This is a genomic window from Clostridium sp. CX1, assembly GCF_025398335.1.
Lineage (GTDB): Bacteria > Bacillota > Clostridia > Clostridiales > Clostridiaceae > Clostridium_AM > Clostridium_AM tanneri.
Genome location: NZ_JAODOO010000003.1, coordinates 175383 through 192208, shown reverse-complemented (window position 1 = coordinate 192208; position 16826 = coordinate 175383). Strand labels below are relative to the sequence as shown.

Sequence of the window (16826 nt, the reverse complement as noted above, 5' to 3'; positions counted from 1 at the left end):
CTCCCTCTACTTACTTTACAGTCTTTTTTCTAAACCTGCTTAATCCATATACTAGAGTTGCAACCCAAAACATATCTCCAACTACTCTTTCTAAAGGATATGTAATTCCAACAAGCCAGATTACTAATTCTAATATAGTTGCAAATGATGATAAGATAACAAGATACATTCCTGTCTTATTTAAATTCTTTTGTCCCATAAGTAATATGGTTAAAAATAATATTATTGTATTTAACATTATATAAATCCAATATATATACATGCTTCTATAGAAGAACATAGTATATCCAATAGAACTTGAATTGTACAATAAACTTGGACACTTATAGATACATAATGCATATAAGCCTATTAGTACTGCTGCTGCTATAAAGATGTATGAAAAATTAATATTATCTTTCCTAGTAAAAATATATAGTGCTGTTAGTGCTAATAATGGTACTGCAATTAGATTTAAAAAGAAAAAAACTTTAAGTACATATAAATACTTTATATTATTTGATAAATAAAATATTAATAGTGAAACATATCTAAAGAGCATACAGAAGACAATAAAAACAGTAATAACTCTAATCTTTTTAGGTGTAAATTTGCTTAAGTATATCCCTATAATTATTAGTGTAAGTATGACAATTAATAAATAACCATAGTAGTTAACCATATTTTCATCCCCTTATATTACTACTACTTATATTTATTATTACAATTGCTGTTATATTACTAGTTTTTTTACTATTTAAATATAGAAAACCTTAACTTACACTGTCTTAATACTTGTCCTAGTTATAGTTTTTTATAAAACAAAAAGATGCCCTTTCGCATCTTTATTGTTAGTCACGAATACCAAGAACTTCAATTCCTTCTTTAACACACTCTATTACAAGTGGGAAATCTGGTCCTCTTTCTCCGTCTATGTCTGTTACTATGTTTTCATGACATTCCACTTCTATCTTTTCTGTCTTAAAATACATAAGACCTGCTGTATTTTCTAGATGTTCTCCTCTTAACATTTTAATAAAAAGAGCAATCATATCTTTTATTGGACCAGCTTTTATTATAATTACATCCAATAGTCCATCATCTACTTCTGCTTTATAGGCAAATTTAAAATTCCCTGCTGTTCTTCCATTAAAGACTAGCATTAGATACATGTCTCCATCAAAGTATGTATTTTCAGATTTAACTTTTATTTTAAGTTTTCTAAAATTCGGAAGCTGCTCTATTCCCTTTACGTAATAAGCTAATTTTCCCATAGTATTTTTTAAGTTTACATCAGTTTTTTGAGATACATCTGTAAAAAGTCCAGTGCTGGCTACATTTATAAAGTACTTATCGTTAACTTTTCCTATATCAACTTTTTTAGGCCTACTATTTAGTATTTGCTCACAGTCTGCTTCTACATTTTCAGGCATTCCAATAAACTTAGCAAAATCATTAGCAGTTCCTACTGGTAATATTGCAATAGGAAGATTAATTCCTAAGTTTTTCATATGATTTACAGCAGTATCTACTGTTCCATCTCCTCCAGCAACTAAAATATATTTGTAGCTCTCATCCATACCTTCAAATGCCTTACTCATATCATACTCAAAGCTTACTCTATAAGGTACTACTTCATAGCCATATTTCTGGTGCACTGCTATAACCTTGTCGATGTCAGTTACTATGGTATTTTCACCTGAATATGGATTATAAATAAACTTTACCTTATTCATATAAAACTCCCCTATTTGTAAATATTTTATTGTTAAATTTAACTATTATATTATAACACCTTATAGAAGAAATCCACAAGATTACTAAAAATTCTTGTGGATTTCTTCTAAATCTTATTTTTATCTATGCCTCTGGTGTACTTGGTTCCGAAATGTTACTTAAAGCTTGCTCTGCTTCTTGTTCTAATCTAGGTTCTACAGCTATGTCTCCTAGGGAAACCATACCAACTAAATTATCATTATCTACTATAGGAAGCCTTCTTATCTGTCTTTCGCTCATTATTCTAGCTGCATCATCAACTTCCATATTAGGTTTTCCAAGCACCGGATTAGAAGACATTATCTCTCTTACATTAGTAGTGTGAGTGTCTTTTCCTGGAGCTACAGCTCTTAGAGCTATATCTCTATCTGTTATGATTCCTATAACGCTTCCAGCATCACAAACTGGTACAGCACCTACATTATATTGTTTCATGATATCTGCAGCTCTTTGAACTGGAGCATCTCCATCTAGACTAACTACAGAGTCTGTCATTATATCTTTTACCTTCATAAAAAGCACCTCTCTTAAGGAAATTATTTGACAAAATTATTATTCCCTTAATAAAGATATTCTTACTTATAAATTATTTACATTTTTAGAGGACTTATACATGTACAGTGCAGTTGCTGCAATAACGATTACTACACCTATAGGTATTAAAATCTGGAAGGAAAAAGAATGACTTAAGCCTTTTCCAATTAGTGAATAAGAAACCATCTCTGGAAAAATACCAATTAAAGTCCCTAATATAAAGTCTCTATATTTCATTTTAGAAAGTCCAGCAGCATAGCTTAGAGGATCATAAGGAAAAATTACTGCTAGTCTCATTAAAAGCATTATCTTAAAACCATGCTTTTCTATTCCTCTATCTAAGTCCATGGCCTTTCCTTTAACAACTTTATCAACAAAAGACCTTCCTAGGTATCTTGATAAAAAGAATGCTAAAGTTGCTGAACCAAAACATCCAATCATACTTAGTAATAGAGCATAATAGGGTTTAAATATCATTGCAGCTAATATGGATATAAGACCTGTTGGAATAATTAAAGCTATCGGTTTTATAGAATATATAATGATAAAAGCCAGTGATGCAAATTTACCGTAGCTTAAAATGTATCTCCTCATTTTATGAATACTTAACCCTAACAAACTGTGTCTATTACTATACAAAAATAGTACAATGGCAAACATTACAACTAGAACAACTAAATATTTTAAATAACTTCTACTACTTTTCATATATCACTCAACTTTCTACACTTTATAACTTATATAGCAAGTCTATTTTAACAAAAAATTTATAATTTTTCCATAAAAAAAGTTTATTATATACTTAACCATTTTGGTAAAATGAGTTATAATAGGCTTATACTATTGTATACCTTTTTATATATTCATATTACACAAAATAACAATTATTATTTAGGAGTGATTTTAATGGCTAAAATAGCTAGAAGTGCTGTACCTAATGCTTTTACTTTTGCCAACCTAGCATGTGGTGTAATGTCTCTGATGATGTCTTTCCAGGAGAATTACAAATGGGCTGGCATATTTATTTTATTAGCATGTTTAGCTGATAGATACGATGGTAGAGTAGCAAGACTTTTAAACGTATCCAGCGAATTAGGTAAAGAACTTGATTCTCTTGCAGATTTAGTTTCCTTTGGTGTAGCACCTTCTATACTTGTGTTTAACATTTACGGTTTTTCAAATTTAGGACTTTTAGGATATTTATTAGTGTTATTATTCCCGATATCTGGTGCGTATAGATTGGCTAGATTTAATGTTACACAATTTGATGGAGAGTTCTACGGAATTCCTATAACCTTTGCAGGTATGTTTATGGCTTTATACTGTTTAGTTACACTAAACTACCTTGCACCTTTAGGTGTTACAATACTTATAGTAATAGCTCTTGCTTATCTTATGGTTTGTAAACACAGATTTAAGAAATTTTAAAATAGGTGTGGAATATGTCTTTATATATTCCACACCTATTTTTTATCATTTTGCAACTCCAATTCCTCACCTATTTCTGTTTCAATATACTCAACCTGTATCTTACTTTCTACTATTTGCGCTTTTAGCTTACAGTAATCCATATAACTGTAACTAGACTTATCTAAAACATCTATAACGTCATCAATAATATCTCCTAATTCATTTACTCTCTTTAATGCGTCCTTCACATCTTTTTTGTGAGCTAATGCAATCCCATTTAATTCTCCTGCCCCTCCTATCAAAAGTCTATAAGAGTTAACAAGCTTGCTTAACAAATCCGCAAGATTGTTTATGTCGCCATAGTAATCTTCAACAATTTTTCTGTGCGGCATCACTATCACCCTACTAAATTTCATACTATAGACTATTTATATTATAACTTTTACAAAATCATACCACATAATAATAAGCTAGGGTAATTACTAAATAAATAGCTATTAAAATTGCCCCTTCAAGCCAATAGGTTTTACCATCCTGAAACACAATATATGCCATAATAATAGAAATCAACGCCATAATTATTTGGAAAGTGGTAAAAATCAAGGTCATTTGAACTCCAACTAAGCAGGCAAACATAATTAAAAGAGGAGTTACAAAAAGAGAAATCTGTATACTGGAACCTATTGCTATTTCAAGACTTAGGTTTACCTTATTCTTAACGGCACATACAATAGCTGCCACGTTTTCCCCTATGTTTCCTAATAAGGGTATTAATATTATTCCTAAAAACTCCTGAGAAAGTCCATATGCCTCCACAGTTTCTTTTATATTGTATACAAGCTTTTCACTTATAAAATATAGTATGACAGCAACTATAATAAGTTCAATTATATTTTTAAACTGCTTCTTGCTGCTTACTTGTTTATTTTCAGAAGTCTGTTCACTAACTAAAAAGAGGTTACTATGAGTATGAAGAGAAAAAATCAAACCTAATACATATACGATTACTAAAACTATTGCTACCTTTACACTTATGGAAGCTACTATATTTTCAGGAATAGCTTCGTTGTATTGCTTAAGAGAAGCTATTATTATTATGGTTGATACAGCTAATAAAAGCATACTGAAATTTGTTCTAGCAACTATTTTATTGAATTTCTGTTCTTTGTATTTTATTCCACCAGCAAAAATAGATACTCCAAGTACTAAAAGCATATTGCTTATAATCGAACCTATTAATGAAGCTTTTACCATAGGTATTAAGCCATATTGTATAGACCATAAGCCCATAGTTAGTTCAGGTATATTTCCTACTGCCGCGGCTAGAAGGCCACCTTTCTTATCGCCTATATATTCAGATATATTAGAAGTGAGATTCCCTAGCATGATAGCCAGTGGTACTATAGCTGCTGAATAAATAATAGTATTTAGTAGATTATATGGAGTTTTAAGAAAGATAACTAGTATGATAATTATATAAACACATTTCTTCATCATGATAACACCAACATTTTATAAATGTAGTCCTCCTCTAGATTGTTCCTTTAATTAGTCTATTCATTTGAGAAGGAAGTGTTACTTTTATAGCTGCAACTACTAATTGTAAAAATAAAAGCCTAGAATAAAGGTGTTCCTTATCCTAAGCTCTATGCTCTACTATATTCTACTCTCCAAAAACTTTCTTCTGAAGCTCTAATCCTGTTTTTGTGATTGCCAATCCACCAAGAGCTGTCTCTCTAAGCTCTGCTGGCATTTGCTTACCAACTCTATACATAGCTTCTACAGTGTCGTCAAATGGTATTTTGCTCATAATTCCAGCCATAACCATATCTGCTGTTGTTAAAGCACTAACTGCTCCTGCTGCATTTCTCTTAGCGCAAGGAACTTCTACTAGTCCTGCTATTGGGTCACAGACTAAACCTATTATGTTCTTAAATACTATAGCTGCCGCATTTAAGGCTTGATCTGGTGTTCCACCCATCATTTCAACTACTCCAGCTGAAGCCATAGCTGCTGCTGAACCACATTCAGCCTGACATCCACCTTCTGCTCCCGCCATAGTTGCATTTTTAGCTATAATTATACCTACTCCAGTACCTGTTAGTAGACCCTTAACCATATCATCTTCTGATAAACCTAATTGCTCTCCAGCACTTATTATAACTGCAGGCATTATTCCACAGGAACCAGCTGTTGGAGCAGCTACTATTTTACCCATAGCAGCATTTACTTCTGAAGAAGAAAGAGCTCTTCCCATAGCTTTAACCATGAAGTTTCCTGTCAACGTTTTCCCACTGTTGGCATACTCATTTAACTTATATGCGTCTCCACCAATAAGTCCACTTACAGATGCAATTTTATTTGTTAATCCACGCTCTGCTGCAGACATCATTACTTTTAAGTTTTTTCTCATCTTCTCAAAAACTTGTTCTCTAGTAAGGCCAGTTGCCTTTGCTTCTTCTTCTAAAGTATATTCCCATATACTAAGATTTTTTTCCTTACATACTTCTAAAAGTTCATATCCGTAGTTAACCATAAATTATTCTTCCTCCCTTACAGGATTAATAGCTCTAACTTTGTGGATGTTAGTTATTTTAGCTATAGCGTTTACAATGTCTTCGGAGATAAAGTTGTCTACTTCAAAGACCATCGCCGCTGCTGAACCCTTACCACTTGTTCTGTAAACTCTCATAAAGGCGATGTTTACATCATATTCATATAAAACAGCTGTTACTTTCGCAACCATTCCCGGTACATCTATATGATTTATTAATATAGTAGGGTATGCTCCAGTAAATTCTATCTTGTCACCATCTATTTCATTAACTACTATATTTCCTCCACCAATTGAAGATCCAACTACTGATACAGTTTTTCCATCATTTTTAGTTATAACAGTTTTAACTGTGTTTGGATGTACATCTCCAAGATCTGTCGGAATAAATTCTATTTCTATATCCTTTTCTCTTGCCATTTCCATAGAGTTTTTTAAGTTTTCATCCCATGGGTTCATCCCTAATATTCCAGCTACTAAAGCCTTATCAGTACCGTGTCCCTTATAAGTTGTAGCGAATGAACCATGAAGGAAAAATTGCACTTTTTTAACTCCTTCACCTGCTATAGTTCTTGCAATCTTACCTAGTCTTGCAGCTCCTGCAGTATGAGAACTTGATGGTCCTATCATTATTGGCCCAAGAATATCAAAAGCACTATATTCTCTCATATTGTTACACCAACCTTTCACTTTCAGTGAATTATATAATCATTTACATTGTTACAATAAAACAATTTCTTTCGATTCTTATTATACAACAAATTAAAACATATTCACACTAATTTTTTAAAGTTTTTTGTAGAAATTTATGAGATTTGATACTAATAAATGAAAACATTTTCTAAGCCTTTTTGATGAATTAAAAGTTTCTTTTTTCACTATTTTATGCAATTAAAACTTGCAGAAAAAGGCGATGTAAGTCAGGGAGCATTTCCCTAAATTACATCGCCTTTTTTCTAATATTCATAAAAACAACTTCCGCCTATAAACTCTCTCAATATGGAATTTTCCGGTACAAATTTTGTATCTACATCTTTAAAAAAGTTTAAGAAGCTTTTAAGCCTCAATGCTTCATAGTATACAGGGCTTGAGGTGTCTATCTTTTTCAGTTCCTCTAAAGCATATTGCTTTAATACACAAAGCTCATAGACCAGCGTTGAATTAAACATAACATCTGCATTTTCTTGGAATACAAATATATTTTTTTCTTCCCCTCTCTTTATTGATGGCCACATTTTTAAAGTATCTTCTCCTCCATAGCCTCTTGAGAGGGTATCCCTCACTATTCTCCTTATTATTCTTACGTCAGTAGTTGCTATTCTGTTATGATTATCTACATTCAGTTGGGTAAGTGCACTTATATATATTTTAAACTTACTTTCCATAGGAATAGCTGAAGTAAGCATTTCGTTTAGTCCATGAATTCCTTCTATTATAATTATTCCATTGTCAGGAATTCTAATTTTATGACCCTTCCACTCCCTTGTTCCACTCTTGAAGTTAAAGGTTGGAATTTCCACCTCTTCTCCACTAAGCAATGCTTCTAAATTTTCATTAAATAACTTTAAATCTAAAGCATATATGGACTCGAAATCAAAATTACCTTCTTCATCCTTAGGAGTATGTTCTCTATCTACGAAGTAATCATCTAAGGATATAGGAACTGGTATATGTCCATTAACTCTAAGTTGTATCCCAAGTCTTCTTGCAAAGGTAGTTTTACCTGAAGAAGATGGCCCAGCTATTAGTATAATTTTCACGTTCTTTCTTTCATTAATCATATCTGCTATATATGCAATCTTTTTCTCATGAAGGGCTTCCGCTACCCTTATTATATCTATAATTTCTCTACTTTCTACTTTATCATTTAAGGAACCTACATCCCCCACTCCAAGTATATTTCCCCATTGCTCAGTTTCATAAAATATTTTTCTCAGCTTTTTATGCTCTACAAACTCTGGTATATTATATGGGTCTAATTCTCTAGGATATCTTAGTAAAAATCCAGGTTCGTAATATACTAAATCAAATATTTTTATTGCTCCTGAAGAGTATGCCATAGAGCCATAAAAGTAATCATACCTTCCATCTAACTCATATAATTTTACTGTATCACTACTTACATGTTTTAACAGTCTTACCTTATCATCCATTTTATAGTCTGAAAAAATTTTTACTGCTTCATCTCTTTTCATACATACCTTATTTATTGGAATATCCTTTTTTATTAATTGTTCCATTCTTTCTTTTATTTTTCTTATATCTTCTTTATTTAACGGTATACTTTTATGAATTTCTCCAAATAGTCCCTTACTCATAGAATGTTCTATGGTTATTTTAGCGTCCGGAAACAAGTCTAATACAGATTTAATTAAAATAAATTGAAGGGTTCTTACATAGGTTCTCATCCCTAGGTTATCTCTAATATCTATGGCTTCAAACTCTCCTTCTTCTTCTAAAGAACTTGTAAGCTCGGAATATGTGCCGTTTATCCTGGCTAGTACTACAGGTATATCTTTTTCCAAACCGTTATTCTTAATAATATCATTTAAAATTGTACCTTTCTCTGCTAATACCTCTTTATTATTCAATCTAACTTTTAACTGAGCCATTTCATCCTCTCCCCAATTTTTTTGTGTAATATCATTATACGTCTACTTTTCTAAAAATGTTCAAATTTTACTTATATTTTTTTATATTAAAGTAAAAATATAACTAGAAAATTTTTGACTTATAAAGAGAGGAGAATATATGTTTATTGTACTTATTAGAACAATTATCTTATATCTAATAGTCATTGCCTCCATGCGACTTATGGGAAAAAAACAAATAGGAGAGTTAGAACCCTTCGAACTAGCAATTGCAATAATGGTTTCTGAATTAGCTTCACTACCAATGCAAGATACCAGAATTCCTATAATGCACGGTATAATTCCTATAATAACTCTACTTGCTCTTCAAACAATTGTGTCTTTACTAGAGCTAAAGAGTGAGAAAGCAAGAATTTTCTTTAGCGGAAAGCCAAGTATCGTAATTAAGGATGGAAAACTAAATATCAAGGAATTAAGAAAGGAGCGATTTAATTTAAACGACTTGATGGAGGAACTAAGACTACAGGGCTATTATAATATAGAAGACATTCATTACGCTATTTTAGAAACCAGTGGTCAGCTATCTGTAATGCCTAAAACAGAACTGTCAAATGTTACAAAGGCTGATCTAAATATAAAATCTCAACAGGAATCCTTACCTGTAACTTTAATTTTAGACGGAAGAATAAATTATGACAATTTAAAAATAATAGATAAGGATGAACAATGGCTTAATAAGCAACTTAGAAAGAATAATATTTCATCACCAAAAAACATTTTTATAGCTTTACTAGATTCTAAAGGAAAGTTTTATCATCAATCTAAGCCGCAAAAATAAATGGAGTGTGATTTATAAATGAAAGGTGTGATCATTTCCATCAGTATTTTTTTTGTAATGTTAATAGGAATATTTTTTTCTATAAATTACTTAAATAAAGTATGCACAAAACTTGATAACTTAAATAAAGAAATAGAAATTAGCATAGAAAACAAATCTTGGACTAAAGCCTACGATAACTCTATAAAGTTCTTAAATCAGTGGGATAACTACTCTCGTAAGATTTCTATCTTCGTAAACCATGCTGAAATAGACAATATAAACAGTGAGCTTTGGAAACTTACCCAATACACAAAATGTAAGACTGAAGAGGAAGCTTTAGCCTCATCTCATGTCATAAAATTTTTATTAGAGCATATAGTAAATCTAGAAAAGGTTAATGCAGAAAATATATTTTGATTAGTGACAAAAATATTCTATAATTAAAGTATGGAAAATGTGGTATTAATAGATTATAATATAACTATAAAACAGTTAAGTCCCACTGGGACGCAGTAAGTCCCTTTTATATGTTAATACCAACTAAGCTAAATTCAACTATAATTCTAGCAGGATTATAGTTAGGATCGATGGTTAATATAATTTTGGAAGGTGGAATACATAATGGCATTAGTTACTACTAAGGAAATGTTTAAAAAGGCTTATGAAGGCAAATATGCTATAGGTGCTTTTAACATTAACAATCTAGAAATAATTCAAGGTGTTGTAAGAGGAGCAAAAGCTAAGAACTCAGCTGTTATTCTTCAAGTTTCAAAAGGAGCTATAAAGTATGCTGGAGCTAAATACCTAAAGGCTATGGTAGATGCTGCTATAGAAGAAACAGGAATAGATGTTGCACTACACCTAGATCACGGCCCAGATTTCGAAACTGTTAAATCTGTTATTGATGCTGGATTTACTTCAGTTATGTTTGATGGTTCTCATTTTGATTACGAAGAAAACGTAGCAAAAACAAAGGAAGTAGTTGAATACGCTCACGCTCATGGAGTAGTTGTTGAAGCTGAGCTTGGAGTTTTAGCTGGTGTTGAAGATGATGTTGTTGCTGCTGAGCATATATACACTGACCCAGATCAAGCAGTAGACTTTGTTAACAGAACAGGAGTTGACTCTTTAGCAATTGCTATTGGAACTTCTCATGGAGCATTTAAGTTCCCATTAGACTATAAGCCTCAGTTAAGATTCGATATACTAGAAAAAATTCAAGAAAAACTACCTGGTTTCCCAATAGTTCTTCACGGAGCTTCTGCAGTTGATCCAGAAGCAGTTGAAACTTGTAATAAGTATGGTGGAGATATAGCTGGTGCTAAAGGAATTCCAGTAGATATGCTAAGAAAAGCTTCTTCTATGGCTGTATGTAAAATAAATATGGATACTGACATAAGATTAGCTATGACAGCTGCTGTAAGAAAAACTTTTGGAGATAAGCCAAAGGAATTTGATCCAAGAAAGTATTTAGGAGCTGCAAGAGACGCTATTCAAAAAGTTGTTGAAAGTAAAATCGATGAAGTTTTAGGATCAGCTGATTCAATGAAATAATAAAAATGTGGCGTTAAAGCCACATTTTTTTAATTCTTTTTTACAACATTAGGATTATATTTATAGCATAAATTTATTAAAGTATCATCTGGAACAAATTTAACTTGTACCCTTTGTTCCTTATCCTTTACTATAGCTGTATAAACAGTTTCTTTGCAGGTAACTGGATATAACTTAATTTTCTTTTTTGGTGTATCTGCTAATCCCTTTAGGTACTTGCTATTCTCTTTAGCTAAAATTTCTACATTTTTCAAATTAAAATAAACTACCTTTTTTCTGTCTTTTCTAGCTACTATTTTCTCTATGACTAATTCCCCTTTATTGAACTTATACTCATATTCTATGTACAAGTATCTTTTGAGATAAAAGATAAGTATTGATAGTATTAATAAAAATCCTCCAGCAACAATCTGTTTAACTAAAATCATTAAAATTCCTAAAATAGCTCCCAAACAGGATGTAAACCTTAAACTCCTGTATTTAACGGTTTTATAAGTGGTTAATAATTGTTCATAGCAAGTATCCATAATCAATCCCCCTTAATCTTAGATATAGGTATTTACTATAATAATGTTTTTAAGTTACTAACCTATTTTTACTTGTAAACATATTATACCAGTTATTACTACTTTAATGATATAATATCACTTAAGAGGAAAACTTATAATATATAAATACTATAAAGCAGGTGATTAAAGTGAAAGAATTTGAAACAAGAATAATTAATATTGATGTAGATAATATAAGAACAAAACTTAACCAGATCAACGCTACTAAAGTTAAAGAAGAAAATCAAATAAACAACCTTTTTGACTTTGGTGATAGAAGACTATTAAGTAATAAAGGTTATGCAAGAATAAGAATAGTGGAGGATCTAATAAAGAATAATAATAGATACTACATGACTACAAAGAAATTGCTAAGTCAAGATAAGTATAAAGTAATGGAGGAAAATGAAACTGAAATATTAGATTCAAAAGCTGGTGAAAATATATTTAAGTCCCTAGGCTTGGAGCTTGTTCAATCAGTAAAAAAGTATAGAGAAAGTTATAAGTATAAAAATACCTTAGTTGAAATTGACATAAATGAAAAGTCCTTTTGTCCTTTCCCTTACATTGAAATCGAAACATCAGATGATACGGAATTAGAAGAAGTAGTTAAACTCCTAGGATATACCATGGAAGATACTACTTCAAAGACTATATATGATATCCTAAAAGAATTAAATATTACTGGATTAGTAGAAAATGTCTAAACTACACTATAGGAGAAGTTAAATGTTTGGTTACGTTACTCCTTGCAAAATGGAGCTTAAAATAAAGGACTATGAAAAATTCAAGGCTTACTACTGCGGATTGTGCCGCTCTATAAAGACCACTATAGGCAATATCCCTAGAGCTGCACTTAACTATGATATGACTTTCTTGGCTATACTTTTAGACTCCTTGAATGATGACATTCCTATCTACAGTAAAAAGGTTTGTGCTATGCATGGATTTAGAAAAAAAATAAGCATCATAGATAACCAAAGCTTAGAATATGCAGCCTTTTGCAATACTGCATTAAGTTATTATAAATTTGTAGATAATATAAATGATGATAATTCAACGAAAAGCAAAATTTTTTCTTTGCTTTTTAAAAGATACTTAAATAAAATGTCATCAAATTTTCGCAGTCACTTAAATTATATAGAGAATACACTAAATGAATTATATAAAATTGAGTCAAATCCACAAAATAGGTCTATTGATGAAATATCTCATCCCTTTGGAGAGCTTACAGGTTTTATACTATCAGCCTATAGAAATGATGAAAATAAAGAAAATCTATACTGGCTTGGATACAATCTTGGTAAGTGGATCTATATCATAGATGGATGGGATGACTTAGAGAGGGATATGAGAGATAAAAAGTTTAATGTTATAAACAGCTGCTTTAACAAAGGTAAAAAGTCTTATATTGAATTTTCAAAAGAAATCGAGGATAGAATAGACTTTATTTTAGGTACCAGTGCAGCTCAATGTATGTACTACTTAAATAAACTTCCTTTAAAGAAGAATGAAGATTTACTATATAACATTCTCCAATTTGGTCTTTTAGAGAAAATGGATAAAGTGTTTAAAAGGGGTGTATGTAAAAATGAGAGATCCATATGAGGTGCTGGAAGTAAGAAAAAATGCTTCAAAGGACGAGATAAAAAAAGCTTATAGAGAACTGGTAAAAAAGTACCATCCTGATCAATATGGTAATAATCCACTGCGTGATTTAGCTGAAGATAAATTAAAAGAGCTTAACGAAGCCTATGATTACTTAATGAGTAACGCTCCAGAATCCTCTCAATACAATAGCTATGGAAACTCTAATCAAAGCAGCTATAGTTCAAATTCTTATCAAACTATCGAAATGGACATAAGAAACGGCAACTTAGGTAGAGCAGAGGACCAGCTTAAAAGAGTTACCACTAGAGATGCTGAATGGAATTACTTAATGGGATTGCTTAGTATGAGAAAGGGTTGGCATAATGAAGCTTATAACTATTTAAACCTAGCTTGTAGACTATCTCCTAATAACTTTAAGTACAGAGATGAATTTAACAGATTAAGTCATATGAATAATTCCTATAGAGAGCCTTACTATAACAATAGAGGTAAAGATCGTGGATTATGTGATATTTGTGCTACCTTGTACTGCCTTGATTGCTGCTGCGAATGTGGTGGTGGAGATTTCATTGACTGTTGTTAGAAAGGCTGTGTAAAGACATGACTTCTACAAGAAGAAAAACCGTTGATATAGCTAAAGGAGGTCTTTTTACTGCTATAGGTGTTATTTTAGTTTACCTAAGCACTATAGTTCCAGTAAATAAGGCTTACCTCCTTGCTGTAGCTTCCTGTATCATACCTCTATCTGTTATTACAACTAGCTTTAAAAATGCGGTAGTAATCTACTTTGCTACTTCATTACTTTCGTTAGTTATTTGCGGCCTTAGAAATACAGTAGTGGCCTATATAATATTTTTCGGGTTGTATGGAATAGTTAAGTATTACATTGAGAGAATTAGAAAGTCTTATATCGAAATTATATTAAAACTAGTATTTTTTAATATAACTTTAGCATTGTTGTTTCTATCATATAAACTTTTTTTCCCAAACCTATTAAATATATATATTCCTTTATATATTCTTATAATTGGAGCCCAGATAGTGTTTTTAATATTTGACTATGTGCTAACTATGTTTATAAGTTATTCTAATAAGTACTTTATTAAAAATAGAGATAACTTTTAATCTTTATTTAATAAAAGTTAATAGCACTGTGGAAGAAGCCTTTGTTTATATCTTCCTTAATTGAATCTTATAAGAAATACCTATTGATATTTCTTATAAAGTCACAGTTTATGTATTTAAGATTGCTATAATTAAAATACATATATTTCCACAAAATCTATTGATATGCTTAAAACTTGTGATATAATATTATTGTCTTTACAATAATATTGCCCATTAGCCAAATGGTAAGGCACCTGACTCTGACTCAGGCATTGTGTAGGTTCGAATCCTGCATGGGCAGCCATACGAATCAAAGACTCTACAGCTTTTGTAGAGTCTTTTTTATTACCATTTTTGTGCCTTTGACGACGAACTAGAAAATACTATCCAAAGCTAAATAAAACCACTTCTAATTTGCACAAGCTAACACTTTATTTAATATATCATTTTCTATTTTATCTGCAACATATTTCTTCATTATTCTTATCAGTAAATCTGTAAATAAAAATTTAAAACTCATAGACAAATCTACTTTTTTAAATTAATATATACTCAACGAGGTGAATTTTCTTGGATAAACAATCAAATATAAATATTAAAAGATTTATAGATACATTTGAAAATTTAGCAAGGCTTGAGAGACGTAATCAAACTTTAATGGGAATAAAAAAAAGCGAAGCTCGAGTTTTACTTTGTATAGAGCATCTTTCTCGAGAAAAAGATTATAGAGTAAGTGTCTCCAACATTAGCAAAACCTTATCTATTACTTCTCCAACTACTACTGAGTTAGTAAAAAATTTAACTGATAAAGGTTACATAGAAAGATATGTTAACGAAAATGATAAAAGATTTGTTGAAATAATATTAACTGATAGCGGTAAAAAAATACTACATGATATAAATGAATACTTTGATGTTTTATTTTCTGGTCTTATAGAAAAATTAGGGAAACAACAAAGTGAATTATTAATTGAACTATTAAATGAAGTTAATATATATTTTAATGAATGGTATAGTAAGATGAATTAATAATTTATTAGTTTTTTAAAAGCTATAGATAAGCATCACCGAAAGATGACTTATCTATAGCTATATATTCAGCCTACTGCAAATTATGACAATAGCTCATTATTGACTTAAAAAATCCAATGCAAATTGTACATGTAATGCTGTTCCATACTTTAGGTAATCTTCATCAATCTTAAACTTCTCATGGTGCGGGAAGTATATGGTTTCTTTTTCTTCGTTTCTATAGCCAAGCATTGCATAAACTCCTTTAGCATGCTGGAAATAATAAGGCATATCCTCTGATCCCATTAATCTAGGCAAGGCTATATTTTTACCTTCTCCAAAGACTTTTGTACAACTTTTATCAGCAAGTATTGATAACTCATCATCATTGTAAAGGCTAAGTGCACTTTCTTCTATAATTACATCGACATTAAGTTCGTACGCATCTGCAATTGCCTTTGCATGTCTCTTTATTGCTTCATGGGCAGTTTCTCTAACCTTTGGATTAAAGTATCTCATTGAAATATCAATCTCTGTATACTTGGCAACCACGTTTGCCTTCGTACCTCCGATGAACTTTCCTACAGAAATCACTATTGGCTCCTGAGCATCAATATTTTTAGTAACTATCCCCTGAAGATCTGTAACAAAGACACATGCAGGATGAATGGTATCCTTTGCAAGATGTGGAACTGAGCCGTGACCTGATACTCCTTCAAACTTAACATAAATAGTATCACAACCTGCCATTCTATATCCTGGGGTCATATCTACATATCCTGTCTCTAAGCCTGGCATTCCATGCATGCCCAAACAAGCATCAACTCCATCCATTCCTCCTTCTTCTATTATCTTTTTGGCACCAGAAAAGGTTTCCTCCCCTTCCTGGAAGAAGAATCTTATTTCACCAGATATGTTATCTTTCATCTCAGATAGTATTTTAGCAGCACCAAGAAGCATAGAGGCATGAGCATCGTGACCACAAGCATGCATCACTCCTGGATTTTTAGATGTAAATTCAACACCTGATTCTTCCTTTACAGGAATCGCATCTATGTCTCCTCTTAAAGCTACAGTTTTGCCAGGTTTTCCACCTTTTAATGTGGCTATTAAAGAAGTATTTCCAACTTTTTTATATGTTATTCCCAACTTATCCAATTCTCTCATGATCTTTTCTTGAGTTTTAAATTCTTGTCCACTAAGCTCAGGGTTTTCATGTAAATCTCTTCTGAAGTTTATTACATAGGCTTCAATAGACTTAGCCTTATCTAATATATTTGACATTTTAAAAAACTCCTTCCTATTTCACAATATTGACACACTTAGCTATC

At 31.3% G+C, this 16826-nt stretch carries 20 protein-coding genes and 1 tRNA gene; 10 read left to right on the top strand and 11 right to left on the bottom strand.

What is annotated here, in order from left to right:
- Positions 1-10 precede the first annotated feature (10 nt).
- From N4T77_RS04575 to N4T77_RS04560, 4 genes are all read right to left on the bottom strand, one after another.
- Positions 11-661 (bottom strand): hypothetical protein, encoded by a 651-nt coding sequence (locus N4T77_RS04575; RefSeq protein ID WP_261670561.1) that lies wholly within the window; start codon positions 659-661, stop codon positions 11-13.
- Positions 662-830: 169 nt separating this feature from the next.
- Positions 831-1715 carry a YegS/Rv2252/BmrU family lipid kinase gene (locus N4T77_RS04570; protein WP_261670560.1) on the bottom strand — a complete coding sequence of 295 codons (885 nt, stop codon included), beginning with the start codon at positions 1713-1715 and terminating at the stop codon, positions 831-833.
- Positions 1716-1839: 124 nt separating this feature from the next.
- Complete coding sequence (locus tag N4T77_RS04565) at positions 1840-2268, bottom strand: CBS domain-containing protein (protein ID WP_261670559.1); 429 nt, start codon at positions 2266-2268, stop codon at positions 1840-1842.
- A 66-nt stretch (positions 2269-2334) separates the two neighbouring features.
- Positions 2335-2997 carry a TVP38/TMEM64 family protein gene (locus N4T77_RS04560; RefSeq protein ID WP_261670558.1) on the bottom strand — a complete coding sequence of 221 codons (663 nt, stop codon included), beginning with the start codon at positions 2995-2997 and terminating at the stop codon, positions 2335-2337.
- A gap of 198 nt (positions 2998-3195) precedes the next feature.
- On the opposite strand from N4T77_RS04560, the gene pssA reads away from it, so the two are divergent.
- Positions 3196-3717, top strand: a complete 522-nt coding sequence (pssA, locus tag N4T77_RS04555; RefSeq protein ID WP_261670557.1) for a CDP-diacylglycerol--serine O-phosphatidyltransferase — start codon at positions 3196-3198, stop codon at positions 3715-3717.
- A gap of 35 nt (positions 3718-3752) precedes the next feature.
- Here the strand turns inward: pssA and N4T77_RS04550 are convergent, their stop codons facing one another.
- The 5 genes from N4T77_RS04550 to N4T77_RS04530 form a co-directional block, all read right to left on the bottom strand.
- Positions 3753-4091: a hypothetical protein gene (locus N4T77_RS04550; RefSeq protein ID WP_261670556.1), complete on the bottom strand. Its 339-nt coding sequence runs from the start codon at positions 4089-4091 to the stop codon at positions 3753-3755.
- A gap of 58 nt (positions 4092-4149) precedes the next feature.
- Complete coding sequence (gene cax, locus N4T77_RS04545) at positions 4150-5196, bottom strand: calcium/proton exchanger (protein ID WP_261670555.1); 1047 nt, start codon at positions 5194-5196, stop codon at positions 4150-4152.
- A 166-nt stretch (positions 5197-5362) separates the two neighbouring features.
- The gene (gene sdaAA / locus N4T77_RS04540) at positions 5363-6235 is read right to left on the bottom strand and encodes an L-serine ammonia-lyase, iron-sulfur-dependent, subunit alpha (protein ID WP_261670554.1); all 873 of its coding nucleotides are present in this window, start codon (positions 6233-6235) and stop codon (positions 5363-5365) included.
- Between the two features lie 3 nt (positions 6236-6238).
- Entirely contained in the window at positions 6239-6922 is a 684-nt protein-coding gene (gene sdaAB, locus N4T77_RS04535; protein WP_261670553.1) for an L-serine ammonia-lyase, iron-sulfur-dependent subunit beta, read from the bottom strand.
- Between the two features lie 287 nt (positions 6923-7209).
- Positions 7210-8865: a nucleoside kinase gene (locus tag N4T77_RS04530; protein WP_261670552.1), complete on the bottom strand. Its 1656-nt coding sequence runs from the start codon at positions 8863-8865 to the stop codon at positions 7210-7212.
- Positions 8866-9004: 139 nt separating this feature from the next.
- On the opposite strand from N4T77_RS04530, the gene N4T77_RS04525 reads away from it, so the two are divergent.
- The 3 genes from N4T77_RS04525 to fba all read left to right on the top strand — a co-directional run bounded on the left by N4T77_RS04525 (position 9005) and on the right by fba (position 11218).
- Complete coding sequence (locus N4T77_RS04525) at positions 9005-9682, top strand: DUF421 domain-containing protein (RefSeq protein ID WP_261670551.1); 678 nt, start codon at positions 9005-9007, stop codon at positions 9680-9682.
- A gap of 57 nt (positions 9683-9739) precedes the next feature.
- Complete coding sequence (locus N4T77_RS04520) at positions 9740-10081, top strand: DUF4363 family protein (protein WP_261670550.1); 342 nt, start codon at positions 9740-9742, stop codon at positions 10079-10081.
- A gap of 204 nt (positions 10082-10285) precedes the next feature.
- Positions 10286-11218, top strand: coding sequence for a class II fructose-1,6-bisphosphate aldolase (gene fba, locus N4T77_RS04515; protein WP_261670549.1), 933 nt, complete (start codon positions 10286-10288; stop codon positions 11216-11218).
- Between the two features lie 29 nt (positions 11219-11247).
- Here the strand turns inward: fba and N4T77_RS04510 are convergent, their stop codons facing one another.
- The gene (locus N4T77_RS04510; RefSeq protein ID WP_261670548.1) at positions 11248-11745 is read right to left on the bottom strand and encodes a hypothetical protein; all 498 of its coding nucleotides are present in this window, start codon (positions 11743-11745) and stop codon (positions 11248-11250) included.
- 170 nt (positions 11746-11915) lie between these two features.
- Between N4T77_RS04510 and N4T77_RS04505 the strand changes: the two genes are divergently transcribed.
- The 6 genes from N4T77_RS04505 (at position 11916) to N4T77_RS04480 (ending at position 15513) form a co-directional block, all read left to right on the top strand.
- Positions 11916-12473: a class IV adenylate cyclase gene (locus N4T77_RS04505; RefSeq protein WP_261670547.1), complete on the top strand. Its 558-nt coding sequence runs from the start codon at positions 11916-11918 to the stop codon at positions 12471-12473.
- 22 nt (positions 12474-12495) lie between these two features.
- On the top strand, positions 12496-13374 hold the full coding sequence (locus tag N4T77_RS04500) for a DUF5685 family protein (protein WP_261670546.1): 879 nt from the start codon (positions 12496-12498) through the stop codon (positions 13372-13374).
- Positions 13358-13960, top strand: a complete 603-nt coding sequence (locus N4T77_RS04495) for a J domain-containing protein (RefSeq protein ID WP_261670545.1) — start codon at positions 13358-13360, stop codon at positions 13958-13960. The genes N4T77_RS04500 and N4T77_RS04495 overlap by 17 nt, the downstream gene beginning before the upstream one ends.
- A 17-nt stretch (positions 13961-13977) precedes the next feature.
- Positions 13978-14502: a hypothetical protein gene (locus tag N4T77_RS04490; RefSeq protein WP_261670675.1), complete on the top strand. Its 525-nt coding sequence runs from the start codon at positions 13978-13980 to the stop codon at positions 14500-14502.
- A gap of 210 nt (positions 14503-14712) precedes the next feature.
- A tRNA-Gln gene (locus tag N4T77_RS04485) sits at positions 14713-14788 on the top strand.
- A gap of 266 nt (positions 14789-15054) precedes the next feature.
- On the top strand, positions 15055-15513 hold the full coding sequence (locus N4T77_RS04480; protein ID WP_261670544.1) for a MarR family winged helix-turn-helix transcriptional regulator: 459 nt from the start codon (positions 15055-15057) through the stop codon (positions 15511-15513).
- 99 nt (positions 15514-15612) lie between these two features.
- Here the strand turns inward: N4T77_RS04480 and N4T77_RS04475 are convergent, their stop codons facing one another.
- Positions 15613-16779, bottom strand: coding sequence for an amidohydrolase (locus tag N4T77_RS04475; protein ID WP_261670543.1), 1167 nt, complete (start codon positions 16777-16779; stop codon positions 15613-15615).
- Positions 16780-16826 lie beyond the last annotated feature (47 nt).